Raw genomic sequence first — 25,030 nt, forward strand, 5'->3', positions numbered from 1 at the left:
AACGACGACGGCTCACGCGACGGCCGAGGCGATCCACCACGTCAGAAACGCCTCGATGAACGCCGCGACGATGAACACCGGGAGGAGACCGAGCAGGACGTAGTACGCCCGGACGAGTTCCGCCGCGAGACCGTCCGCCGCCGTCGAACCGCGGACGTACGACCACGCGACGCCGCCGAGGTGGAGACCGAGCCCTCCCGCGACGGCGAGCGCGGGAATCTCGACGACTCCGTGCGGCGCGATGAGCGCGACTCCGAGGCGAGGGTCGGGCAGCAGGCCGACGACGCCGCCGACGACCGCGCCGTTGAACAGGAGCGTGACCACGGTCGGAACGCCGAATCCGAGTCCGGCGTACGCCGCCGAGATGGCGACCAACCAGTTGTTCGCCGTCAGCGTGACGAACACGTCGACGGGGGCGGTGCCGAACACGTTCTCGGACACGTCCGTTCCGAGGCTTTCGAGCGCGAACGGGCGAGTGGCGAACCAACCGACCGCGCTACCGACGGCGAACAGTGCGAGCGCGACGACCACCAGCGCGGGGCGGCCGACGAGGAACGACCGGAGTTCGCGGAGACCGCGGCGCAGAGCGCCGCGAACCGACCCCCGCTCGCGAGATGCGACCGGCGGTTCGTCGAGATACAGCGCCGTCTTCAGCACGCCGAGGGTCGGTGCGAGACCGAACGCGAGCACGACGCCGAGGAGGCGGCCGATTCCGAGCAGTTGGAAGAAGAACGACGCGAAGCCGAACATACCCACGAGACCGACGACCACGACGAAGTAGGCGGCGACCCGAAACGGCTCGCGTCGAACGAACCCGGCGCTCCGCCGGATTCCGCCGCGCACGCCGACGCCGTCGATGACGATCGCCTGCGGGACGAACAGGAAGAGGAGGTAGACGACGAACGCCAGCGGAAGCCACACGAGCATCGAGAGGACGAGCAGGAGGCCGGCGGCGGCGCTCCCCGTCGCGGTGAGAAATCCGAAGACCGCGACGGGTGCGGTTATCAGGAGGACCGCGAGAGCGCGAGCGACTCCAAGCGCGAGGAACCGCTTCCAGTCTTCGGTCGCGCCGGTGACGCCGGACGCGACGGCCCGTTCGTCCCGGAGCGCCGCCGTCACCGCGTGGACCTGCGCCGCGCCCGCGACGGCGCGAGCCGCGAACAGGACGACGACGCCGAGAAGCGCCGACACGAGGAGAACGGCGACGACCTCGGGCGTGAACAGTCCCGCTACCGCCTCGCCGAGTCGTTCGAGTTGGGCGTCGCTCATCGCCGCCCCTGAGAAGTCGATGCGCCCGACCGCGGTGACGACCGCCTCGATTCGCCCGCTTCCGAACAGGAGGGCGTAGACGAGCGCGACGCCGACGAGCGGAACCGTCTGTGCGACCAGTCCGACGCTGGTTCCGGCGAGATACAGCGGCAACACCGCGGCCGGTCGGGCGAGGAGCACCGACCGAACCGACGAACTCGCGTCGCTGAACTTCATACCCGAACGTCTCACCCGAATTAGATATACGTGGCGGTGGTTCCGTCGCGCGATTCGTACTCGACGGTGAGGAACCGCCGACCGAACAGCCACATCTCGTGACGCGCTCGAACCCCGTCCTCGTCGGGCCACACGCGGAACGACTGGTGTATCGGAAGCGCGACGGAACCGAGCGACGTGACGAAGTACAGCCCTTCGTCGCCCGTCTCCGTCTTCGTCGTCAGTTCGATACCCGGCGGTTCGTCGCCGCGGTCGAGCGGCCGGACCGACAACACCGTGCTCAGATTCGACCGCGGGAGGGGGGCGGCGATGTTGACGTAGCGCGTTCCGTCTCGAACGTGACTGGCGTAGATGGCGACGAACACCGCAGCGCCAGACTCGTTCGTCCGAATCCACGCTCGCGCTCCGTCGCGGGGGTCGTCGCCCGCGTCGACGGCGACGATTCGACTGGTGAGCGTGCCCGTCGCCGACTCCCACGGCCCGGGGAGGTCGAGTTGTTCGATTCGACTCGTCAGTCGGGCGGCGAGGGCCGCACCCAGTCGAAACCCGCGGTGCCACGTCACGCGATAGGAGAGGTCGTACTCGGCGGTGCGTTCGTAGAACCGCCGAACCGCCGGGTGAATCGCCTCCGGGTCGAAGTCGGGTCGGGCGTACGCACTCATGTCGTCCATCTCGCCGGACAAGGGGTCCCCGGTCGCGACGCCGTGTCGTCGGAGGTACTCCGCGCCGACGCGCCCCTTCGCGGTGAGCGGGCTGAACGGAATCGCTCGCGCGCGGCCGACCGCCCGGCGAACGCGCCGAAACCAGACGCTCGCGCCGGCCAACAGGGCGACCGAGAGAGCGACGACGGCCGACGACCGGCGAGCCGCGCCTCTCACGTTCATACGAGTCGATTGGTCGCCTCGCTATTTCAGTCCACCCCCGCCCCGCCGGCACTTAACGGGGTCATAACTAAGCCGTTTGAGATGTTTTACTAACGGTGTGATGGCTTCCGGAACGAAGGAGCGAGAACCGACCGCGGGCGAAACGACGCGCCGGGACGAAGCGGTGCGACACGACCCGAAGACGCACGACGACGAGGCGACGCGACGCGAGAGCGGAGGGAGAACCCGTCGGTCCTACTCGCTCCGAGCGCTGCTCCCCGGACCGTACGTCCGATACCCGAAGTGAGTGGCGATACGGCGTTCGCCCGCTCGAACGGCGGGGCTCACTCGTCGGCCGAATCGACGAACAGCGCCTCGAAGAGCTTCCGCTCGGCGGTGCGAACGTGCTGGTGGAAGGTCGGTGGACTGACGCCGAGCGCGTCGGCGACGTCCTCGCCCGTGTTCTCCCGCGGCCAGTCGAAGAACCCCAAGTAGAAGGCGGTCGCGAGGGCGGCTCGCTGGCGTTCGGTCAGGTCGGTGAACGCCCGCTCGATAACCTCCGGCGTCGCGTCCGAGCGGTGTTTCTGCCGGCGCGTGAGCATCTCCGCGCCGGGGTACGCCTCCCGAATCACGTCGGTGATGTGTCGTACCTCCACGCCGGGGGGGAGGTGGATGGTCATGTGGAAGTCGCCGCCCTCGATAACCGCGTCTTCGATGAACCCGCCGTACGACGCGACGAGCGATACCACGGGGGGTTCGACGAGGCGCATTTCGAACCGCGCCTCGTCGCCCTCTCGACCGAAGAGGGTCACCTCCTTACAGTGAGACAGTCGGTCGACGAGTCGCTCCAACGTCTCGACCGCGTCGTCGGTCACGGTTCCGTACTGGAGGTACGTCCCGTCGTCGACCGGAATCGTTCGGTCGATCGTGACCGTCCCGGGCGGAATCTCCACCGGCTCCGGGGTTTCGAAGATTTGGGGGACGCGAAGTTCGAGTTCGACGACCTCGTCGCTCATCAGCGCTCGTTTGCGCTCGACGGCTGCGATGGCGTGACCGGTGATCTCGTCCAGTTGGCCGACGACCTCCAGTTCCTCGTCCGTGAAGGCGTTCGGGCGGTCGGTGTAGAGGGACAGCACTCCGTAGATTGTCTCCTCGTAGACGATGGGAATCGACGCCGCGGAGGAAAAGCCGTACTTGCGGGCGATGTCGCGCCACGGCTCGAAGTTCGGGTCGGAGAACACGTCCTTCACGACCTGTAGCTCCTGCGTTCGAATCGCCCTTCCGGCCGGCCCGCGACCCTCCGGGTCGGCGGCGTCCATCGAGAGGTCGATTTCGTCGAGGTAGCCGTCGACGCCGGCTTCGACCCGCGGACGTATCGCGTCCGCCCTCAGGTCGACCTCGGCTATCCACGCGAACGCGTAGGAGTCCGATTCGGCGAGGGATTCGACGATGACCCGCTCTATCTCCTCGCGCGTCGATTGGTCGATGACGCCGTTGGTAACCTCTCGGATAACGGTGTTCAAGTCGTTGAGCGCCGCGAACTGTTCGCGCTGCCGTGTGAGTCGTCGTTCGTGCTCGATTCGCTCGGTGATATCCCTGAGAACGGAGAGGTGTCGCCCGGGGCGAACGTTCGGAGTCGCGGCGTACTCGGTGATTCGCACTGTTCCGTCCGGTCGTCGCAGCGGGAACGTTCCGTGAGGCAGGTCGCCGTCTCTGAACGCACCCCACGCGTCCTCGAAATCGTAGTCGTCAGCGGCGAACTCGTCGACGGTGCGTCCCAGCAGTTCGTCTCGGGGAACCCCGAAGAGGTCGCTGGCCGCGGGGTTCGCCGCGACGTACTCGCCGTCGTCGTCGGTGAGCACCATCGCGTCGAACGCCTCCTCGAAGACGGCGACGAACTGCTCTCGACCCCCCTCGAAGAGCGCGTCGCGTTCCGCTCGCCACCACACCCGCCCGCGGGCACCGACTTTCTTGGTTTCGAGTTCGTTTCGCTCGGCCAACGTCGTCAACCGGTCGTACGCTGCGCGACGCGTGCAGTCGAGGGCGTCCGCGACTTCGCTCGTCGTCAGCGGTGCGTGCGAAGGGTCGGCGGTGTCGAAAACGAGGAGCGTTTCGGCGAGATGGTCGGTACCCTCGTACTCCATGCGACGGGTACGCACCCACCTGTTGTTATACTTCCGTTAACAGAAGTCACTTCGTTTCCGTCGGTGACGCCGTCTCGTCGGTAGACCGTCACGGGAGCGACCGATTCGAGTTAACGGCGGGGGCAGATGGTGAAAAGCGCCCCTCGTAATAAATGAAATCGTCGCTCGCAGCCTAATATCTTAGGCGGGACGTTTCCGCGGCGTCGCCGCCGCGCCTCGCGTTCGCGCCGCTGGACGCCCTCGGACCGAGATTCCCGGTCGTTCGAGTCGGGTAAGCCGGCGTTTCTCCGTCGAAACGCGGGATGACTCGGTGAACGCCCTGCGATGTTTTTGGTCGTGCCCGTCGCAGGCGGGTCACATGACGACGACCGCCGAGACGGCAGATTTCGTGATGGAGACGGCGTTCGACGACCTCTCCGCCGACACCGTGGACGAGTTGAAAAAGCGGATCCTCGATTCGCTGGGAATCGCCGTGGGCGCGATGGGCGCGGAGCCCGTGAAGAGCGTCCGCGCGACGGTCGAGGAACTGGGGGAGGGCGACTGCACGCTCTGGGGCGGCGGAACCGCGCCTCCCCCCGACGCGACCATGCTGAACACCGCGTCCGTCCGCTACCTCGACTACATGGACTCGTTCCTCGCGCCGGGCGAGACGCCGCATCCGAGCGACAACATCGCGGCCGCTATCGCGTGCGGCGAGTACGCCGACCGCTCCGGCGAAGAGCTACTGACCGCGGTCGGCGTCGCGTACGAAGTGCAGGGCGAACTGGCGTGGAACGCGCCGGTCCGCAACAAGGGGTGGGACCACGTCACGCACACGGTCATCTCCGCGACCGCGGGCGCCGCGAAGCTGCTCGGACTCGACCGCGAGGCGACCCGCGCCGCGGTCGGCATCGCGGGAACCGCCCACAACGCCCTCCGAGTGACCCGAACCGAGGGAATCACGGAGTGGAAGGCGCTGGCCTCCGCGAACGCCGCCCGGAACGCCGTCTACTCCGCGATGTTGGCGAAGAACGGCGTCGAAGGGCCGACGAACCTCTTCGAGGGACAGAAGGGCTGGAAGCAGGTCATCTCCGGCGAGTTCGACGTGGACTACTCGCCGGGCGAGCGCGTCCACGACGTGATGACGAAGAAGTACGTCGCCGAGACGTACGCCCAATCCGCGGTGGAGGGTATCATCGAGTTGGCGGAGCGCGAGGATATCGACCCGGGCGAGGTGACGGAGATTCGCCTCGACACGTTCGCGGGCGCTAAGCTCATCATCGGCGGCGGCGAGGGGTCCCGCTATCAGGTCGAGACGAAGGCGCAGGCCGACCACTCCCTCCCGTACATGCTCGCCGCGGCGCTCATCGACCGCGAGATGACGAACGCGCAGTACGAACCCGAGCGCATCCAACGAGAGGACGTCCAAGAACTCCTCCGAAAGGTCGAGGTCGAGGCGGACGACGAGCTGACCGACCGGTTCGAAGCGGGCGAGATGCCGGCCGTCGTGGACGTGACGATGGCTGACGGCACGACGTACCGGATCGAGAAGGACGATTTCGAGGGACACCCCAACAACCCGATGTCGTGGGAGCAGATACAAACGAAGTTCCACCGGATGGCCGAAACGCGGTACGACGAGTCGCGCCGGGACGAGATAGTCGAAACGGTGCTGCAACTGGAGGATCAGGACGTAAGCGACCTCGTGGTACTGCTGGACTGATTTTCCCTAAACCCACCGTCGGCGCTCCGCGAGAGTCGTCGGTCGCCGCGCTCCCGAGGTTTTCGACCGAGTTCCGACGTCGTCGCGAACGACGCACAAAAAAGGATGCGTCGGTGAACCGTTGCCGAGTTAGGAGAGGATGCCGCCGTATTCGATCTCGTTCTCCTGTTCGACGTCCTTCGCGGAGTTCGAGGCGACCGCGACGCCGGTCTGGCTGTTCTCGTTGGACTGGCTGCTCGCCTGCACCGCCGTCGCGTCACCGCCCTTCACTGCCACGGCGGTGTTGTCGTCCTGGACGTTGACGTTCGTTTGTTCGGCCCACTGCTCTTGGTCGACTTCAGCCTCTGCTTCCTGTTCGAACTCGTTTTCCTGTTCCTGCGCGGCGACGCTCCCGGCGAAACCGCCTACGAGTACCGAGGAGACGAGCGCCAGCGCGAGCAACAATCGAAGTGCTTTCTTCATGGTTGGTAGTCCTCCGGTGACTCCGCGGCGGGGCGGGGAACATCGCTAACGACGTTCCCGTTCGCGGTTGGCGCTTCCCGCCCGGAACCACCCGAAAGTCGCTGTCGATGGACGGCTACATTAACCGGCTAGATCGTTATCACCGTTCGAACGGGCTTAACGTTGCTATCCGAATCGTACCCGCACATAACGGAAAGTTGTGTGGAATTCTCGGACGATATTCGGCCCGCCGGCGGTATAGTCCGACCGTACACGAGGTTCTCGTCGACGATGACGGTCGAGGCGATGAACGAATCGGGTAGTGACGATCGCCGCGGATGACGCGGACGAGCGACGATTGCGCGAGCGTCTCGCCACTCCGCCCGCGTTTCGACGCGCCTCGTCGCCCACCGCCGTTCGAGTCGCCCCTGAACGCCTCCGCGATCGATCTCTCGCCGAATCCGCTTCGCCCGCCTTCGGGACGTCTCTCCGGAAAGTCGGAGAACGAAAGCGGTACGGGTGGACCGCTCGCGCGGCGAACGCCCGGCGAGGAGAGAACGAGTCGCCGTACGAACTCGAACTCGACGTTCGATTCGCCGTTCGTGCGACGCAGTCGCTCGTTCGACCGCGGCCGCTCGCCGCAACGTCCGAACCTCGGTCGACGCGACGATGCGACGACCGTCGCGTCTCGCCGATTCTCGGCGGGATGCGATCGGGCGATTCGCTCGGCCGGTCGAAGCGATCCTCCGGGTGGAGCTGCCGATCGAACTCCTCGTCCGAGGCACCGAGCGTACCGAGTTCTACGGGGTACTCCGCGTTCGACCGTCGGCACGTCCGACGGACGACGTCACATAAAAGAATTCGCGTCGATTGGCTACCGATTCACCGTCGAATCGAACGGTCTCCGGTCGGTGTTCGCTTCTGAAGTACCGTTTACGTGGCGAACGGATATTCTATCTCGTTCTCCTGTTCGACGTCCTCGGCGGAGTTCGAGGCGACCGCCACGCCGGTCTGCGAGTTGCTGTTGGACTGGCTACTCGCCTGCACCGCCGTCGCATCGCTCCACTTGCCGATCGAGACGGCAGTGTTGTCGTCCTGGACGTTCACGTTCGTCTGCGAGACCCACTGCTCTTGGTCGACTTCGGCTTCAGCTTCCTGTTCGAACTCGTTTTCCTGCTCCTGTGCGGCGACGCTGCCGGCGAAGCCACCGAACAGCACGGTGCTTACGACCGCCATCGCGATCAGAATCCTAAGCGTTTTCTTCATGTTTGTAGCTCCTGGTGGCGGGGGCGCGAATCGCGTGCGATCGCGCTTCTACGAATGACGCGCGCGTACTTCGCGCCCCCTACGGGCGTTCTGCACCCTTCACCACCGCAGAATCGATAATATACGGACCCGTATTTGAACCCCGAGTATCGTTAGAGTCCTTCCAAACGGGCTATACGAATACCAGTCAGCGTTTCCGCTCGATAACGAAAGTTAATGCGACAGAAACGCCGAAATAGGCCGTACTTAGACGCGTATCCCGCGTTTTTCGGCATCGGGGTCCCCCGGGAGGAACGCCTCGGTTCCGCGTTCCGTCGCGGGGCGGCGGCGAGGATTCGTATAAGCGTTCCAAACGTTCCCTATATTCTACCCCACGTCGAATCGTCGCGGTTCCCCTATTTGCGCGTTCGACTTCCTTAGGTCGGGAATATCGAGATAGCTGACGTCTAAGCTCGAAGCGCGCGAACGGAAAAAACTCGTCCGTTCGAACCTCGATATCGCTCGTAATCTCGGTTGTGTCGGTTGCTCTCGGCCGGCATCCACGTTTCGACGATTTTCCGGGAACCTCGGTCGGAGGCGAACGGTAGAAACGGGACGCTTCCGATCTTTCGTCCGCGCCGACGGACATCGGGTTCGCCTCGAAGGCGAAGTTCCAGCGCCGAGTAACCGCCGTTGTACGCCGCGAGACCGGCCAATAACAAAGGATAGCCGTCCCGTTTTCCGTTCGCAGCTATGACCAACTACGTTCGCGCATCCGGTGGTTTTCACCGTCGGGCGGGTGCTCGAAGACCTTCGAGGCGTCGGCACGATCGACATCTGGGGGGAAGCCGATGAGCAAAACCGTCCGAATCACTCTGGTACTCGCTCTCGTTGCCGTGTCGATTTTCAACGCATCGGTCGGCGCGGCGGAGGCGAAAAACGCCTGTTCGATTGCGGGGGACACGGACGTCGTCCGGCATCTCGAACGGTACGGGGGAGGTTGTGAACTCGGCGGGGAGACGTACATCGCGTTTCCGGAGGGAGAGCAAATAGATCACACCGGCGAACCGCCGTGGACGCCGTTGTAATTCGATCGCCGCGTTCGACAGCGATTTTTCCGGCACGTTCGGCAGAGCGCGTAGAGTAAGTCCGCGGGTGATTCGCCTTCCACCGACCCGATCGACAGCGACCGTTTAGCGCTAACGTATTCCTTTTCGAACTAGTCGCTGTCGGTCAGCGATCAGTTCGTCTTTCCCGTGGGTCGGCTTAACGGTGTCTCAGATGTCATATTCTCCTAATTCCGGTCTAGTAGCAGATATTTTTCGCGGCGTCTAAATCTCTATCGGGCGTAATTCCCGGTTTAGAGGAGAGTGTATCCGTATCGAGAAACCGTTCGTAGCGCTCAAATTTCTGTCCGTTACCCTCCGCTTGTCCCGGTGTTAGGTTCCCCCTGTCCATTCTCAAGTTATCAATAACAAAGGTAAATACCGGATTTAGACCAAGTTGCGGCGAAATGCCAGAGTAACAAACGATGATTCAGGAAGTAACGAAGATACGAATCCGGTGAAAGAATGGTGTGGAAATCAAAGGCGAGCAGCGTAGTTCTCGCTGCGATGCTCGTGATGTCGACGATGGGTATCGGACTGGTGAGCGCGGCCACCCTCAGCGCGCCGGCGAACCAAGACGACGGCGTCGTTCACGCGAACGGGGACGACGTGTACATCGTTTTCGGCGCCGACACGTCCTCGACCGACCTCAAATCGTGGGTCGAGGAGTACAAGAACAAGGCGAAGACGAGTTCGCAGGAGTCCTCCTCCCAGGTGCTTCAGTACCAGGACGTTCAGCAGTTGAACGTCAACCAGCAGGGTAACTCTGTCGCCATCTCCATCGACGGTGGAAAAGCGGAGGCGATTCAGCGGACCTACCAGGACAACACGAACACTCAGACCGGTGTTGCCCAGTCCGTGAACGCGAAGAAGAAGACGCAGAAAAAGACGTTCAAAGACGTGAAGAACGTCTACGTCATCTTCGCGGGCGAGACCGGTTCGCGCGAGTTCTCGGGGTGGGTCGTCAGCGACAGCTCGCACGAGAGCAAGCAGTCCGCCGACGCGCACGTCGACCAGTATCAGGACGTCGACCAGCTGAACTACAACAACCAGAGCACGGCCGTCGCGGTCGCGGAAGGCGGTAGCTACGCACGAGCGTACCAGCGAAGCTACCAGTCGAACACGAACGTGCAGGACGCGGAAGCGGTCGCGGCCAACGTCGGCGACGGAGATAACCAGAGCGCCAATTCGAGCGTCTGGCAGTACCAGAACGTCTCCCAGTTGAACGTCAACCAACAGGGCGTCGCGGTCGCCATCGCGGTCGGCGAGGGAAGCGTCGCCAAGGCGTGGCAGGTGAGCTGTCAGTTCAACACGAACAAGCAGATCGGGAAGGCTACCGCCATCAACTTCGATCCGAAGTCGGTCGAGGAAGTTACGGCGTCCGCCGACATGCAAGGCGACTTCTCCGACTCGGACGTGAAGCGGACGAGCGACGACGGAGCGCAGTCGAACTCGCAGAACGCGTCGGCCAACGTCAGCCAGTTCCAGAACGTCAGCCAGCAGAACATCAACCTGCAGGACGCGGCGGTCGCCATCGCGCTCAACGACAGCCAAGCGACGGCCACGCAGGTCAGCTATCAGGCGAACTTCAACGCGCAGATAGCCTCGGCGAACGCTGTGAACCTCAAAGACGGTAACTACGAGGCGACCACGGTGCTGAACGGAACGGACGTGAAGGGCGACGGCTCGTGGGCCGTCAGCTACGACGACGGCGACGAGCAGGTCAACGAGCAGCACGCCATCGCCAACATCACGCAAGTTCAGTACGTCGAGCAGTTGAACGTCAACGAGCAGTACAGTGCGGTCGCCTTCGCCACGAACGGCGGCTGTGCCAACGCGGAGCAAGTGAACTACCAGGTCAACGAGAACGTGCAGGTCGCCGAATCGAACGCGACCAACACCGACTCGCAGGACGACCAGCAGAGCGTCGCGCTCGCCGGAAGCAACCTGCAACTCGTCGCGTGACGAGGTCGGTCATCCGGTGACGGTTCGGTTCCGAACCACGTTCGCGGCTACCTCGTTTGACTATTTTCTTCGCGCCGGAGCGGTCGGTGCGACCGCACTCTCGTGGAAGTCGGCACGAACCGACGAGACGGCGAGTACCGGCAGTCGTCGAGAAACCGTGAGAAATCCGGCTTCGCCCAACGTCTTTTGTAGCAGTTCGTCGTACCCCATGCAGGGGTTTCCATGACCGACAGAGCATTCGACTTCCTGCACCACAACGACCGACCAGACAAACCCCGCGAAACGGGCATCACGGAGATACGCGGCCCATACTACGATCCGATGGGGCCACGGGAACTCCGGGACATTCTCGAAACGATGGGGTGGTACGTCGATATTTACAAATTCAGCGGCGGATCGTTCGCGCTGATGCCCGAAGACGCCGTCACCGAGCTCATCGACATTTGTCACGAACACGACGTCAAAGTCTCGACCGGGGGGTTCATCGAGAACGTCCTCGTGCGCGACCACGACAAGGTCGAAGACTACATCGAGGAAGCAGAGAACCTCGGCTTCGACATCGTTGAGATCTCTAGTGGGTTCTTGGCCACCGGTACCGACGACATGGTTCGACTGACCGAACTCGTTCAGGAGTACGATCTGAAGCCGAAGCCGGAGATCAACGTCCAATTCGGCGCCGGCGGTGCCTCCGACCCAGAGGAACTGGAGCGCGGCGGGCAGCAGAGTCCCGAACAAGCCATTGAGGAAGGAAAGCGCCACCTCGAGGCCGGTGCCGACTTACTGATGGTCGAAGCGGAGGGTATCACGGAGGAAGTCAAGGAATGGCGCACGGACGTGGCCTACCAGATCGCCAACGAGCTGGGTATCGAGAACCTCGTCTTCGAAGCACCCGCGCCCGATATGTTCGAGTGGTATATCAAGAACTTCGGGCCGAACGTCAACCTGTTCGTCGATAACTCACAGATCGTCGAACTTGAGTGCATGCGCTCCGGGCTATGGGGGAAGATCAGTAGTTGGGGCCGAACCGTCACATACCAACACGACTGACACCGCCGAAGAGAGGGTTGGGCGATCGGGGATTCGTTACGCGAGATCGAGAATCGTCTTTGCGATGAGGGCGGGGCAGCAGGGTAGTCGCTTTCTGCAAGGGCTTCCAGTACGACTCAAGCCGACACCCGACCGGGCTCACCAAGGTTTTGCGATCATCACGTACACGATGGCAGCGAACACCAAACCTGCACCAGCACCGAGGACGATGCCCGCGAGCGCCAGGCGACGGTAGCCACCGTCCTCGGCGTCTCCGTCCTCGAGCATCCGGATCTGGTGAGTCACAACCCACGCGTACGCGAGCATTGCCACGAACACGACTGCCCATAGCACGGTGGCGACCACGATCCACCCCAGCGTCAGCGGCAGCCCTCCGACCCAAGCGGTGGCTACGCCCGTCGCCGGGATGAGCACCAGGCCTGGGAGCACGAACCGAAGGTGGAACCGGCGCACCTGGCGCAGCACGAAGTATTCGTATTCACCCCGGGCTGCGAACTCAACCCAGAACCCCGAGCCGGCACTCATGCCGCCGACGAGCACGACCAACATGATGTGTACGAACTTCGTCGTCGTGTACCAATCGACCATCAGTGCCTGCCTCGTGACCTAATGTGGAGCGTGCACTTGCCGACGCGGCTATTTTCGGACTGGCTACTGACCAATTGAAATCCCCCAGAATCGTCATGATGGCGCTGATGAAACCAAGGCATACGTTCTTCAAACCACCTGACTACTTATCGTACTAGTGTAATATTTGCAACGATAAATGAGCGCTGTGTATCTTGCAGTGGCCCAACGAGTTGCCGAACTTCTGCACAAACGGCGTGCTGAATGGAGAGGCGATATTCATCACAGAAGCTTCGTTATTCCACCCAGTCAAAGCCAAACCGACCGAACGTAAGATCTGTTTACTGACCGCCCATTCGGTTTTTATCCCCGAAGGGAAATCCAACCACATGAGCGAAACCACGATCACGTTCGCGGGAAGCGGAGATACGCTCGGTAGCGGTGGGAGGCTACAAACATGTATCCACACGGACGCGGACTCGACGCAGTTTTTACTTGACTGCGGTGCATCTTCGTTACCCGCACTGAAACGGCACGAAATCGACCTTAATGCAATTGATGCGATTCTTCTCACGCACCTTCATGGCGATCATTTCGGCGGAATTCCGTTTTTCGTTCTAGATGCACAACTCGTCTCGAAGCGGACAGATCCGTTGATAATTGCCGGGCCACCGGGTACTGAAAAACGAGTACGAGCGGCGATGGACGTGATGTTTCCCGGACTCTCCGAGGTCAACCAAGAGTTCGAGATCTCTTATGTCGAACTCGAAGACCGAGAGGAAACGATGGTCGGGTCACTACGCGTAACTCCGTATCGCGTCGTTCACCCGAGTGGTGCCCCACCGTACGCCCTCCGAGTCGTGGTTGACGATAGCTCCATCGCCTATTCGGGGGACACTGAGTGGACTGACGCGCTGGTTGACGCTGCTCGCGGAACGGATGTTTTCATCTGTGAAGCGTACTTTTTCGACAGAGAAGTCCCTTATCACATAAGCTACGATACTCTTCATTCCCACTACGCAGAACTTGAGTGTGATCGAACGATCATCACGCATATGAGTGAGGAGATGCTGAGCCGTCTCCCAGACATTGAACTCGAACACGCAGACGACGGAAAGCAGATCACAATTTAGTACTCGTTCTCACGCGACGGAAGGCGGTAACCGTACCTACTTTACTCACCACCCGCTCTGCCGGTCTAAATAGAGTTCGGTACCCGCTGAATATGCGCCTTCTGTGCAGCACCAACTGATCGTATTGCCGAAATGCTGTCAAGAGAGCCGCGCTGAATACAGAGAGGATATCCAACAGTCCACGGATGGTATTGAAGCTCGTTGTATTTCAGTTGGATGTGTCAAATACTTCCTTGTGTTATCCCAATAATTATCCCCATTCCCCGTGGTATTGAATCACATGAGTCATTCCCGTCGTCTGTTCCTCACCTCCGCCTCGACGGTTTTCACTGTCGCGGTAGCCGGATGTACTAGCTCGCCCAGATCAACCGAGCAAGACAATAGCCCTCAACGGAATGCCGTGAATGATGGAAATCCGATTCCGGCTGCTCGATTACAGATGACAGCGGTAGAGAACAGAGACATTGGTGGACGGCATACTCTATCTATGAGGGAGAATCAGGAGAAAGGACGACGCGTCATCAAGCGGGCCGTAAAAAACGGGTCGACAATAGTCGACGACCAATCACCGCCACTCTGGGAAGGCAGTAGACCATGGGTGTACGACGGCAGTGTGTATCGACTCTCGTATGAGGTACGAAACGAACGCCCGGCGACTCGCTACTTCTGGAATCTTATCCCTGTGCAACAGGCTAACGAGGATGACATCGTGCAGTTCAACGAGCTTCCGCGTTTCGATCGCGAGAAGTTTCGGTTAGTTGGCCTTGGAGACGACACTGTGGGAGCCGACACGTCACTCGATGTCGGGAAGACGTTCGTGTACGCGAATGCTGACCGAAACCAGTCGGCACTCGTACCAACTCTTGAGCGTTCGGTTATCGAATGGAAATCTGGCTCACGTGCGCGGTTTTCGATCACCGGCTCGAACTCTACAGATGCGACGCTCAAAACGTACCGTTACACGGCTCGCCAACTTGCACCGACCGTCGAAGCGTATGGTCAGCAGCTCCGCGACCAATACACGTTCGAACTCTCGGGGCTTGCTGACGTCGAGCGCAGCCTCGTAAACCAAGCCATCGCAGAGCACGGATACACCGTCGAACGAGGCGGATCGCCTCCCGATGCGTTCTGGTCACTGGTCGAGACGTTCCAGCAACACGAAGCGGTCGCCGATAGAAAAGACGGTGTGACCGGTGGGTATCTCACCGCATACGATGGCCAAGTCTATTGGACGGAATTGATAAACAGGAACGACTTTGGGAGACAAAAAACGACCACCACGACAGAGCAGTAGGGCGACGAGTTCACTTCGCTCTCAACGAGACTTTTAAACGGTGGTCGATGGCTGACAATCCCACTACGGACATTGTAGTTCACCAGCCACGGAGCTAATCGGAGAGCGTCAATCCATCGCTACGGAGTGTGATATTTCGTGGCAGGCGACCGATAGCATTTTTATCATCTGAGAGTGATCTTCGAGACAACTCATGGCTGACCCGTTTGCCCAGGCGCTTTACGATTTTCATTTTGACGAACTGCAGGGCCCAGTTCTCTATCGGCGAGGAGACGAAACCCGGGAGGTCAGCATAGACTTTTATTTTGATGAGGTCACTGCCGAGGGCTCGGGGCTAGAGTCACGGCTCGAGGGACCGCTGCTGGATATGGGTGCCGGCGCTGGACGGTTTTCACTCTATTTCCAAGACCAATTCGAGACCGTCGCGATTGAACGCGATGAACTGCTTGTCGAGGTACTCCGTGACCGCGGTGTAACCGACGCTCGACGCGTGGACATGTTTTCGTTACTCGAAGCGTTCGAGACTAATCGGTTCGAGTCAGCGATTGCAGTTGGGACTCAGGTAAGCCTATCTCGGTCGATGCGGGGTCTCAGACAGTTCCTACGCGACCTTTCGTACGTCACAACACCGGATGCAACTGCGGTCATTGACGGGTATGACCCCGACCACGAAACGACGAAAGGGAAATTGGATTACTACGACGATCCATCGACCGGTCTTGCCTATCGCCTCCTTCAGATCGAGTACGATGGAGTGCTCGGGGAGCCGTGGCTGTACAGGCTCTTCACCCCTGACCGTTTCCGCGAAGCTGCCACCGACGCAGGATGGGAAGTTGTTGAGGTAACGTATGAGCCCGAACATCTCTACCAACTGGTCTTACGGAAACGGTGAGACGCCAGCTTTGCAAAGGCATTCCCGTCTATACTGATATCGGTGATCGTTATGACCGGTAATAAATACGATGGGCGGTCGAAGACGCGGTACTCGTCGTGGCGAGCGCGAACGCCCGCCGCGTTTACTTCGCAGAGATACCGTCGCGCATCGATTCGCCAATCGCTATTTACCGCTCGCTCCCGACCGTGGCCTATGGAGTACGAGACGATTCGCGGGGAGCAGATTCCGAAGATCGGTCTCGGAACGTGGCGAATGGAGGGGGCGACCTGCCGGAACGCGGTTTCGACGGCGCTCGAACTGGGCTATCGACACGTCGACACTGCACAAGCCTACGGCAACGAGCGGCAAGTCGGACAGGCCATCGCGACCGCCGACGTGGCCCGCGAGGACGTGTTCCTGACGACGAAGGTGTGGCCCATGCACCGGAGCTACCGCGACATCGTGGACTCGGTTCACGGCAGTCTCGCGCGACTCGGCACCGACTACGTCGACCTACTCCTCATCCACTGGCCGAACCCCATCGCCTCGACCCGCGAGGTGATGCGCGCCCTGTCCGACCTGCGGAGCGAGGGACTGACCCGACACATCGGCGTGAGCAACTTCGACGTCGACCAGTTGGCGGCGGCGCAGAACGCCGCGGGCGCACCCGTCCTCACCGATCAGGTGCAGTTCCACCCGTTCCACCCGCAGTCGGACCTCCTCGACTACTGCCGGGAGCACGGCGTGTTGTTGACGGCGTACAGTCCCCTCGCGCACGGCGGCGTCGTGGACGACCACGTCCTCACCGAACTCGGGGCGAAGTACGAGAAGACCCCGGCGCAGGTCGCGCTTCGCTGGGTCGTCCAGCACGACGGGGTGGTGACTATTCCGAAAGCCGCGAGCGAGGAGCACCTGGAGGAGAACCTCGCCGTCTTCGATTTCGAGTTGACGGAGACCGAGATGGCGCTCGTGGAGCGACCGTCGCGCGTACGAACCGGGGTATCGAGGCTTCGCGGGCGGTTCGAGCGCTGATTCGGGACGAATCAGCGACCCCGTTCGAACCGCTCCCGGTCGCTCCGTATCGCCTCGACGACGCGGGACCCGACGCGAACCGCGTTCTCCAACCCGAGTTCGACGGTGTGCGGACCCACTCCCTCGCGGAGACTCTCGCGCGCCGAGACCCCTTCCGGGGGCTGGTCGAAGTTCGCCGCGCCGCGTACGCTCAGGTAGCGGTGCAGGAGACCGAAGCGGTCGAGCGCGGTCGCGGTTCCGAAGTCCTCCATCTCGGTCGTCGCGTACACCCCCGCGTCGTACTCGTCGGCGAGCCACTGCGCCTGTTCCGAGAACTCCGTCCCGTGCCAGAACTCGTCCCCGCAGAGCGTCGTCCCGGTCGCGACGGTCGGCTTCGAGCGCGCCGCGTCCTGCGCGTACCGGTTTCGGTACCGCCGCGCTCGCTCCGAATCGAGCAGTTCGACCCCCTTCGCCGAGCGGTACGCCTCCGCGACGAGGGCTTCGTTCAGGCGGAGGACGTAATCGTGCGGGCGGTAGCCGAGCAGTTCGACCGGCGCGCCGTCGTCCCGGTCGGGAAATCGGTGTTTTCTGTCCCAATCGACGACGGCGTCGGCGATGAACACCGAGCCGAGGGTTCCGACGTCGGGTCGGACGCCGGCGATCCCGACCGTCAGGAAGTACGCGTTCGAGCAGTCCAGTTCGGGGTGCGCGAGCACCGCCGTCAGGGTCGCCGCGGCGTCCGCCTTCCCCATCCCCGTCGCCGTGATTCCGACGCCGTCGTCCGTGTGGAAGACCGGCGCGTTCGCGCCGGGAACCGACGTCTCATTGGAAAATTCGTAGGCGTCCAGCCACGGTCGGAACTCGTCCGGGAGATCCTCCTCGGCGGAGAAATCGTCCGCGGCGAACGCCGGGAGCAGGAGCACGTCGAGTTCGGTCGGGGAGGAGTCGGCATCGTCGACCGTCATCATCCGAGGAGATGTCGTCGAGGGGTAAAGTTCCCGCGGAGCGGCGGGGTCACACCGGAATCTCGACGAGCGACATCTCGTCGCTCTCGACGCCCGCTCGCAGCGCGTCCGCTATCTCCCCCCACGTCTCCGCCCGCGTCGCGCCGATGCCGAAGCTCTCCGCGAACGCCACGAAGTCGGGGTTGGTCAGGTGCGTGCCGAAGTGGTCGTCGCGGTGTTCCTCCTGTTCTTCGGTGATGAGGCGGTACTCCGAGTCGTTGAACACGACGATGGTGTAGTCGCAGCCGAGTCGGGTCGCCGTCTCTATCTCAGCCGCGTTCATCAGGAATCCGCCGTCGCCCGTGCCGACGACGACCTCCGAATCGAGCGCGAGGTCGGCGGCGATACCGCCCGGCACCGCGATGCCCATGCTGGCGAGACCGTTGGAGACGATGACCGTGTTCGGCTCGTACGCCGGGAAGTTCTGCGCGATGGCCATCTTGTGGCTCCCGACGTCGGAGATGAGCACGTCCTCGTCCGCCATCGCCTCGCGGAGCACGGGGAGGACGTTCCGCACCGTCACCGGGTCGTCGGCGTCGGGCGTGCGCGTGACCTGCTCCACGATGGCCTCGCGCTGGTCGCGGTACCACTCCGCGGGGCAGGACACGTCCACCGCGGGGAGGAGGGCGTCGAGTCCGGCGGAGATGTCGCAGACGAGTTCCACCTCCGGGTTGTAGTGTTCGTACACCTCGGCCGGTTCGTGGTCGAGGTGTACGACGTCCTTGTCGAGGTCGGGGTTCCACTTCTCGGGGTCGTGCTCGGCGATGTCGTACCCCACCGCGAGCACGCAGTCGGCCCGCGCGATGGCGTCGGCCGCCTCGCCGTTCGCGCCGGAGTCGAGCGTGAACAGGGAGTGCTCGTCGGCGTCCGAGAGCGCGCCTTTCCCCATGTACGTTCCGACGACCGGAACGGCGGTGTCCGAGACGAACCTGCGGAGCGACTGGGCCGCCCGCGTTCGGACCGCCCCGTTGCCCGCGATGATGAGGGGTCTGTCCGCGTCCTCCAGCAGTTCTGCGGCGCGTCTGACCGACTGCCGGTCGGGGTCGGGTCGGCGCACTCGACGGCGGGGTTCGAGGGGTTCGGCGTCCGTCTCCGCCGCCGCCACGTCCTCCGGGAATTCGAGGTGCGTCGCGCCGGGTTTCTCGTACTCCGCGAGTTTGAACGCCTTGCGAACCGACTCGTTGATTATCTCGGGCGAACTCAACTGCACGTTCCACTTCGTCACCGACCGATAGGTGTGGACGATGTCCAGCGCCTGGTGGCTCTCCTTGTGGAGTCGTTCGAGTCCGGCCTGTCCCGTGATGGCGACGAGCGGACTCTTGTCGAGGTGGGCGTCCGCGACCCCGGTGAGCAGGTTGGTCGCCCCCGGTCCGAGCGTCGAGAGGCAGACCCCCGCCCGCCCGGTCACGCGCCCGTGAACGTCGGCCATGAACGCCGCACCCTGTTCGTGTCGGACGGGGATGAACTCGATGTCGGATTCCCGGAGCGAGAACAGCACGTCTTCGAGTTCCTCGCCCGGCAGGCCGAAGACGTACTCGACCCCCTCCCGCTCGAGGCACTCGACGAGTAGGTCTGATGCCGTCATCGTTCGTGGTACGCCGGAGGGGGACTAGTGCCTGTCGGCGGTTCCGCGACGCCCGCTCCGCGGAAATCGGCGGCGACATTTATCGTCGCGCGAACCGAGGTACGTTCTAGGGGGTTCCTATGAGTCAGCAAGAACGGGAAATCGAGCGCTCCGAGGGACAGATGAGCGCCGAGGAACCGACGGAAGACGCGCAGGCCGAGGAGTTCCGAGCGGAGCGGTCGCCGCAGGAGCGCCGCCTCGCCAGAAAACGACGGACGCGGGAGCGGGAAACCGGAAGGAAGCCCGAGGAGGAAGCGGAGACGGCGCACCTGAAGGTGTTCCGCTACGACCCCGAGGTGCCCGAGAAGTCGAAGCCGCGCTTCGACCACTTCCACGTTCCCTTCGAGCGCGGGCTAACCGTCCTCGACGCGCTCATCTACGCTCGCGACCACTTCGACTCGTCGCTCACGGTGCGCCACTCGTGTCGGCAGGCCATCTGCGGCAGCGACGCCGTGTTCATCAACGGACGCCAGCGACTCGCCTGCCGAGCGCAGGTCGCCGAGTTGGACCAGCCGGTGCAGGTTGAACCGCTCCCGCATCAGGACGTGGTGAAAGACCTCGTCGTGGACATGGAGCACTTCTACGACCAGATGCACTCGGTCGAACCGTACCTCCAGACCGACTCGCTTCCGGACGACGAACTGGAAGAGCAGCGCCAGTCGCGCGAAAACCGCGAGGAGATCAAGATGTCCACGCGCTGCATCTGGTGCGCCGCCTGCATGTCCTCGTGCAACATCTACGCCGAAGACGAGCGGTATCTCGGCCCGGCGGCCATCAACAAAGCGTACCGATTCGCCATGGACGAGCGCGAGGGCGAGGGGATGAAAGAACACCGGTTGAACCTCATGGACCAGACCCACGGCGTCTGGCGGTGCCAGACGCAGTTCTCCTGTACCGAGGTGTGTCCGAAGGACATCCCGCTGACCGAGCACATCCAGGAGCTCAAACGCGAGGCGGTGAAACAGAACCTCAAGTTCTGGTGATTTCTGCGCAAGCGACAGTTCCGTCGGCGTCTAACCGAGCGGACGTTTTCACCCCTGTCGCACGTCCCGGAAGACGAGCGAGTGCGACTTTCGTTCCGTGGGAAAACGTACCACGATCGGCCAAAAATACGACTGTGTCGCCCTGGTACCGACTACTACTCGACCGATTCGTTCGGAGTTCCGGAGGCGTTGACTACGACGGTAAGCCTCATCGGCGGCCACGACGCATCCGATCACCGACCCCGCTTCGCCCGGTTCGCCATCCGACTCGTCAGGCCAGCCGCCGCCAGCTCCAGTCGGGCTCCCAGTCGAACAGCGTCCGCGCCTTCGTGGTATCGACGAGCGCCGAATATTCGCCCTCGCCGAAATCGCGGCGCACTTCGACGTCGGGGAAGACCTCCGCGACGAGCTTTCGAGTCGGCGTTTCAGCGCTCGTATCGGGTGCCGACACCCAGACTCGCTCGTGCCCGTCGAAGGTGGCCTCGACGGCCCGCCGGACGAGGTCGACCGCGTCCGACGCGTGGACGTAGGTGAACAGCGTGTTGCGCTGCGTGTGGAAGTGTTCCGAGTTTCGCATCCCCGTCAGCGTGCGATCAGCCTCGACGAACGTCTCGCGGGCGAGGGCGTCGTCGACGACCCACGGAAACCGGAGCGACGCGATGGTCCGCGGTCGGTCGTCGACGCGGCGTGCGAACCCGTCGGCGGCGATTTCGAGCGCCTGCTTCCCCAACCCGTACGGGTTCGACGGCGTCAGACGGTGACTCTCGTCGACCGGCAGGTAGTCCACGGTGATGCCTTCGGGCTCGAAGCCGCCGCCGATAGCGCTGAAACTCGACGCCAGAACGACCGTGTCGATTCCGAGCGCACTCGCGGCTTCCAGCGCGTGGTAACTGGACACGACGTTGCTCTCGTACGTTCGATAGCCCGGCGTTCGGTCCGGCGTCGGAATCATCCCCAGGTGAACCACCGCGTCGGCGTCGCTCTTCGCGAGCGAGCCGTAAACCTCGCCCGCGTCCAGCAGATCGGTCGTGAGATACGCGTCCGAACGCTCCTCCGCTCGCTTCCCCCGCGAGAGGTTGACGGTCCGGTAGCCCTCGTCGTTCAAGTGCGCCAGCACGCTCCGCCCGACGCGACCGTTACCTCCGGTGACGGCGACCGTCTCGGTCATGGTCGTACTTTCGTCCGCGCTCCCTAATAGCCCGGCGCATCCCCCCGGGAAATTCCGAAGTCCTGTTCGGACATCCGGACGCTCAGTCCCTTCGACGGTCGAATCGTCGGCGCGAACGCCGCCATAGACTCGTTCCCCGTCGCGAATCGAGCGCACCTCCCTCGGTGACCGTTCGTCGGCTTCCGGTCGGCGTTCCGAACTCGTACCGTCGCAATCAAGTCAGGTCATAGATTGGACGCGAACCGGGTCGGAATAAATGACAACTGACCGAAAGGAATTACCATCCTCCGACCGAGTACCCAGTACGATGGTTGCGCTTACGACGGACTTGGCGCTCACCATCCTGATGGGCGGGTTCCTCCTCCTCGTGCTGTACTACGTACTGCGCGTTGAGGACTGGCGGTCGTACACGCCCGCAGGTGGGGGGTGGGGTCAAGTCGAAGACCGACGCGTCGAGTACGCGGAGAAGCCGGCCGGAATCGTTCGCTGGCTGACGACGGTCGACCACAAGGACATCGGATTGCTCTACGGAACCTTCGGTCTCGTCGCGCTGACGTGGGCCGGATTCGGCGCGATGCTCATGCGAACCGAACTGATAGCCCCGGAGAGCAACATCCTCGAGGCGACGACGTACAACGGGTTGATGACCTCGCACGGTACCACCATGCTGTTCCTGTTCGCGACGCCGATGATCGCGGCGTTCGCGAACTACTTCATCCCGCTGCTCATCGGGGCGGACGACATGGCGTTCCCGCGCATCAACGCCATCGCCTTCTGGCTCCTCCCGCCCGCCGCGATCTTCATCTGGATCGGCTTCCCGCTCATGGCGACGAACGCGGGCGTCCAACCCCCGCAGACGGGGTGGACGATGTACACGCCCCTCTCCGTCGAGCAGGCGAACCCCGGCGTCGACTTCCTGCTCCTCGGCTTGCACCTCTCGGGCATCAGCACGACGATGGGAGCCATCAACTTCATCGCCACCATCTTCACCGAGCGCGACAAGGACGTCGGCTGGCCGAACCTCGACATCTTCTCGTGGACCGTCCTCACGCAGTCGGGACTCATCCTGTTCGCGTTCCCGATGCTCGGCAGCGCGCTCATCATGCTCCTGTTGGACCGCAACTTCGGCACGACCTTCTTCGCGCCTCAGGGCGGTGGTGGCCCGATTCTGTGGCAGCACCTCTTCTGGTTCTTCGGCCACCCCGAGGTGTACATCATCGTCCTGCCGCCGATGGGCCTCGTCAGCCTCATCCTCCCGCGATTCGCGGGGCGGAAGCTGTTCGGGTTCAAGTTCGTCGTCTACTCGACGCTCGCCATCGGCGTCCTTTCGTTCGGCGTCTGGGCCCACCACATGTTCGCCACCGGCATCGACCCGCGGATTCGGCTCAGTTTCATGGCGGTGTCGCTCGCCATCGCCATCCCGAGCGCGGTGAAGGTGTTCAACTGGATCACCACGATGTGGAACGGCCGACTCCGCCTCACCGCGCCGATGCTGTTCAGCATCGGTTTCGTGCAGAACTTCATCATCGGCGGCGTGACGGGGGTCTTTTTGGCGGCGATTCCCGTCGACCTCGTGCTCCACGACACCTACTACGTCATCGGCCACTTCCACTACATCGTGGTCGGCGCCATCGCCGTCGCGTTGTTCGCGGCCATCTACTACTGGTTCCCCATCTACACCGGCAAGATGTACCAGAAGAAGCTCGCACACTGGCACTTCTGGCTGACGATGATCGGCGTGAACGTGACGTTCTTCGCCATGCTGTTCCTCGGCTACGACGGCATGCCGCGGCGGTACGCGACCTACCTCCCGCAGTTCACCACGTGGCACCAGGTCGCCACCCTCGGCGCGTACGTCCTCGGACTGGGGCAGGTCATCTTCACCTGGAACATCGTCCAGTCGTGGTACGAAGGCCCCGAGGTCGAGAGCGGCGACCCGTGGGGACTCGAGGCGGAAGGACTGCGCTCGAACGAGTGGACGTGGTTCGAGAAGAAGCGCGAGACCGCGCTCGCGGACGGCGGCGAAGAGGGAGGTGAGAACTGATGGACGACTCCACGTTCGACCGCGAGACGCTCCTCGACATCACGGTGAACGTCGTTCCGATGCTCATCCTGCTGTTCTTCGTCGTCCTGTTCACCGTCTGGACGCCGTGGGAGGGCCAACCCTTGATATACGCCATCTCCCACTTCCTGACCATCTTCCCGCTTCTGGTGCTCGCGCTGCTGACGTGGGTGGCGGCGCACTACATCTGAAGCGGAGTCGAACGCGACGAACTGAAAATCGGAAGTTCGTCAGTCGAGGTCTATCGAGACGCGCTCGCCCGACCTCGCCGACTCGTAGGCCGCCTCCGTGAGCGCGGTCACGGCGAACGCGTCGCGGGCGGTCGCGGGGGGTTCTTCCCCGCTCTCGATGGCGTCGATGAACGCCGCGGCCTTGCTATCGTGGCGTTGATTGTCGAGGAAGGGGACGACGGTCGTACTGTCCTCTTCTATCTCCGTCAACTGGCGGGGTTCCCACTGTCGCCCTTCGAGGTACAGCGCCCCCTCGTCGTCCCAGACGTGGACGTGTTCGCGGACGCAGGGCGCGTCGCTGTACACCGAGATGCTGGCGGACGACCCCTCCTCGAACTCGACCGTGAGTTGCGCCCGTTTGTCCACCCGCCGGGCGTCGTCGGCGAACTTCATGTTCGCCTGCACGGAGGTGGGCGTCAGTCCGGTCGTCCAGAGGACGGCGTCGATGAGGTGACTGCCGGTGTCGTAGAGGTTGCCGCCGCCGGAGAGGTCGGGGTCGGTTCGCCACGTGTCCTCGAACCGCGAGATCCAGTTCTGCGTGATCTCGGCGCTGATGAACCGCGGCGTCAGGTCGGTCCCGTTCCACCGCTCTCGCGCGCGGACGAACGCCTGATTGAGGTGACGCTGGTAGCCGACCATGAGCACTTGGTCGCCCTCGCTCCGTTCGACGAGTTCGCGGGCCGTCTCGCGGTCGGTCGTGAGCGGTTTGTCGCAGAGGACGTGTAGTCCGCGGTCGAACGCCTTCGTCACCTGCTCGTAGTGGAACGCGTGCGGCGTTCCGATGAGTACGGCGTCCAACTCCTCCGCGTCGAGCATCTCGTCGTACGCCTCGTACCGCGAGCCTTTCCCGACGTAGAGTTTCTCTCCCGCCTCGTCTCGCGCCGCATCGCTCACGTCCGCGAGGGCGACGACCGTCGAGCGGGGGTCTTCCTCGAACTCCCGACCGACGGTCTGTCCGATGTAACCACCGCCGACGACTCCGACTCTAAGCTTCTCCTGTTGTGGATTTGCGCCTGACATGAATTGTACCTGGGACTGGAGTAAATCTTTCCGCTCGTCGGTTGGCGGGGTCGGGACTTATG

At 62.9% G+C, this 25,030-nt stretch carries 22 protein-coding genes; 12 read left to right on the top strand and 10 right to left on the bottom strand.

The features are described from left to right. Positions 1–12: 12 nt before the first annotated feature. On the bottom strand, positions 13–1,485 hold the full coding sequence (locus LIX00_RS22865; protein WP_227356825.1) for a stage II sporulation protein M: 1,473 nt from the start codon (positions 1,483–1,485) through the stop codon (positions 13–15). Between the two features lie 20 nt (positions 1,486–1,505). Continuing rightward, positions 1,506–2,369 carry a hypothetical protein gene (locus LIX00_RS22870; RefSeq protein ID WP_227356826.1) on the bottom strand — a complete coding sequence of 288 codons (864 nt, stop codon included), beginning with the start codon at positions 2,367–2,369 and terminating at the stop codon, positions 1,506–1,508. A gap of 100 nt (positions 2,370–2,469) precedes the next feature. Between LIX00_RS22870 and LIX00_RS22875 the strand changes: the two genes are divergently transcribed. Continuing rightward, a complete protein-coding gene (locus tag LIX00_RS22875; RefSeq protein WP_227356827.1) occupies positions 2,470–2,655 on the top strand; it encodes a hypothetical protein in 186 nt (61 codons plus the stop codon). Positions 2,656–2,692: 37 nt separating this feature from the next. Here the strand turns inward: LIX00_RS22875 and LIX00_RS22880 are convergent, their stop codons facing one another. After that, positions 2,693–4,492, bottom strand: coding sequence for a bacterio-opsin activator domain-containing protein (locus LIX00_RS22880; protein WP_227356828.1), 1,800 nt, complete (start codon positions 4,490–4,492; stop codon positions 2,693–2,695). Positions 4,493–4,850: 358 nt separating this feature from the next. Between LIX00_RS22880 and LIX00_RS22885 the strand changes: the two genes are divergently transcribed. Next, positions 4,851–6,194, top strand: coding sequence for an MmgE/PrpD family protein (locus LIX00_RS22885; protein ID WP_227356829.1), 1,344 nt, complete (start codon positions 4,851–4,853; stop codon positions 6,192–6,194). Between the two features lie 129 nt (positions 6,195–6,323). Here LIX00_RS22885 and LIX00_RS22890 read toward each other — a convergent pair whose 3' ends face one another. Both LIX00_RS22890 and LIX00_RS22895 read right to left on the bottom strand, forming a co-directional pair. Then, the gene (locus LIX00_RS22890; protein ID WP_227356830.1) at positions 6,324–6,656 is read right to left on the bottom strand and encodes a hypothetical protein; all 333 of its coding nucleotides are present in this window, start codon (positions 6,654–6,656) and stop codon (positions 6,324–6,326) included. Between the two features lie 912 nt (positions 6,657–7,568). Beyond that, positions 7,569–7,901, bottom strand: coding sequence for a hypothetical protein (locus LIX00_RS22895; protein WP_227356831.1), 333 nt, complete (start codon positions 7,899–7,901; stop codon positions 7,569–7,571). An 830-nt stretch (positions 7,902–8,731) separates the two neighbouring features. Here LIX00_RS22895 and LIX00_RS22900 point away from each other — a divergent pair. From LIX00_RS22900 to LIX00_RS22910, 3 genes are all read left to right on the top strand, one after another. After that, positions 8,732–8,968 carry a hypothetical protein gene (locus LIX00_RS22900; RefSeq protein WP_227356832.1) on the top strand — a complete coding sequence of 79 codons (237 nt, stop codon included), beginning with the start codon at positions 8,732–8,734 and terminating at the stop codon, positions 8,966–8,968. A gap of 483 nt (positions 8,969–9,451) precedes the next feature. Further along, entirely contained in the window at positions 9,452–10,951 is a 1,500-nt protein-coding gene (locus tag LIX00_RS22905; RefSeq protein ID WP_227356833.1) for a hypothetical protein, read from the top strand. A 222-nt stretch (positions 10,952–11,173) separates the two neighbouring features. Further along, the gene (locus LIX00_RS22910) at positions 11,174–11,998 is read left to right on the top strand and encodes a phosphosulfolactate synthase (RefSeq protein WP_227356834.1); all 825 of its coding nucleotides are present in this window, start codon (positions 11,174–11,176) and stop codon (positions 11,996–11,998) included. 138 nt (positions 11,999–12,136) lie between these two features. On the opposite strand, the gene LIX00_RS22915 is transcribed toward LIX00_RS22910, so the two are convergent. After that, positions 12,137–12,586 carry a DUF2269 family protein gene (locus tag LIX00_RS22915; protein ID WP_227356835.1) on the bottom strand — a complete coding sequence of 150 codons (450 nt, stop codon included), beginning with the start codon at positions 12,584–12,586 and terminating at the stop codon, positions 12,137–12,139. A gap of 368 nt (positions 12,587–12,954) precedes the next feature. On the opposite strand from LIX00_RS22915, the gene LIX00_RS22920 reads away from it, so the two are divergent. The 4 genes from LIX00_RS22920 to LIX00_RS22935 all read left to right on the top strand — a co-directional run bounded on the left by LIX00_RS22920 (position 12,955) and on the right by LIX00_RS22935 (position 16,898). Then, positions 12,955–13,698 (top strand): MBL fold metallo-hydrolase, encoded by a 744-nt coding sequence (locus LIX00_RS22920; RefSeq protein ID WP_227356836.1) that lies wholly within the window; start codon positions 12,955–12,957, stop codon positions 13,696–13,698. A gap of 487 nt (positions 13,699–14,185) precedes the next feature. Beyond that, on the top strand, positions 14,186–14,992 hold the full coding sequence (locus tag LIX00_RS22925) for a hypothetical protein (RefSeq protein ID WP_227356837.1): 807 nt from the start codon (positions 14,186–14,188) through the stop codon (positions 14,990–14,992). 193 nt (positions 14,993–15,185) lie between these two features. After that, positions 15,186–15,884, top strand: coding sequence for a class I SAM-dependent methyltransferase (locus LIX00_RS22930; protein WP_227356838.1), 699 nt, complete (start codon positions 15,186–15,188; stop codon positions 15,882–15,884). A gap of 195 nt (positions 15,885–16,079) precedes the next feature. Then, positions 16,080–16,898, top strand: coding sequence for an aldo/keto reductase (locus LIX00_RS22935; protein WP_227356839.1), 819 nt, complete (start codon positions 16,080–16,082; stop codon positions 16,896–16,898). 11 nt (positions 16,899–16,909) lie between these two features. On the opposite strand, the gene LIX00_RS22940 is transcribed toward LIX00_RS22935, so the two are convergent. Together LIX00_RS22940 and LIX00_RS22945 are read right to left on the bottom strand one after the other, a co-directional pair. Next, entirely contained in the window at positions 16,910–17,842 is a 933-nt protein-coding gene (locus LIX00_RS22940; protein ID WP_227356840.1) for a phosphorylase family protein, read from the bottom strand. A 49-nt stretch (positions 17,843–17,891) separates the two neighbouring features. Next, the gene (locus LIX00_RS22945) at positions 17,892–19,466 is read right to left on the bottom strand and encodes an acetolactate synthase large subunit (protein WP_227356841.1); all 1,575 of its coding nucleotides are present in this window, start codon (positions 19,464–19,466) and stop codon (positions 17,892–17,894) included. A gap of 161 nt (positions 19,467–19,627) precedes the next feature. Here LIX00_RS22945 and LIX00_RS22950 point away from each other — a divergent pair, with 161 nt between their 5' ends. Next, the gene (locus LIX00_RS22950) at positions 19,628–20,488 is read left to right on the top strand and encodes a succinate dehydrogenase/fumarate reductase iron-sulfur subunit (protein ID WP_227357158.1); all 861 of its coding nucleotides are present in this window, start codon (positions 19,628–19,630) and stop codon (positions 20,486–20,488) included. Between the two features lie 271 nt (positions 20,489–20,759). On the opposite strand, the gene LIX00_RS22955 is transcribed toward LIX00_RS22950, so the two are convergent. Beyond that, positions 20,760–21,656: an NAD-dependent epimerase/dehydratase family protein gene (locus LIX00_RS22955; RefSeq protein ID WP_227356842.1), complete on the bottom strand. Its 897-nt coding sequence runs from the start codon at positions 21,654–21,656 to the stop codon at positions 20,760–20,762. 346 nt (positions 21,657–22,002) lie between these two features. Between LIX00_RS22955 and ctaD the strand changes: the two genes are divergently transcribed. Together ctaD and LIX00_RS22965 are read left to right on the top strand one after the other, a co-directional pair. Then, positions 22,003–23,700 (top strand): cytochrome c oxidase subunit I, encoded by a 1,698-nt coding sequence (gene ctaD, locus LIX00_RS22960; RefSeq protein WP_227357159.1) that lies wholly within the window; start codon positions 22,003–22,005, stop codon positions 23,698–23,700. Then, complete coding sequence (locus tag LIX00_RS22965) at positions 23,700–23,909, top strand: DUF6684 family protein (protein ID WP_227356843.1); 210 nt, start codon at positions 23,700–23,702, stop codon at positions 23,907–23,909. Before ctaD ends, LIX00_RS22965 begins: the two co-directional genes overlap by 1 nt. A 39-nt stretch (positions 23,910–23,948) precedes the next feature. Here LIX00_RS22965 and LIX00_RS22970 read toward each other — a convergent pair whose 3' ends face one another. Continuing rightward, the gene (locus LIX00_RS22970) at positions 23,949–24,968 is read right to left on the bottom strand and encodes a Gfo/Idh/MocA family protein (protein ID WP_227356844.1); all 1,020 of its coding nucleotides are present in this window, start codon (positions 24,966–24,968) and stop codon (positions 23,949–23,951) included. Positions 24,969–25,030: the final 62 nt, after the last annotated feature.

The organism is Haladaptatus salinisoli (assembly GCF_020614375.1).
GTDB lineage: Archaea > Halobacteriota > Halobacteria > Halobacteriales > Haladaptataceae > Haladaptatus > Haladaptatus salinisoli.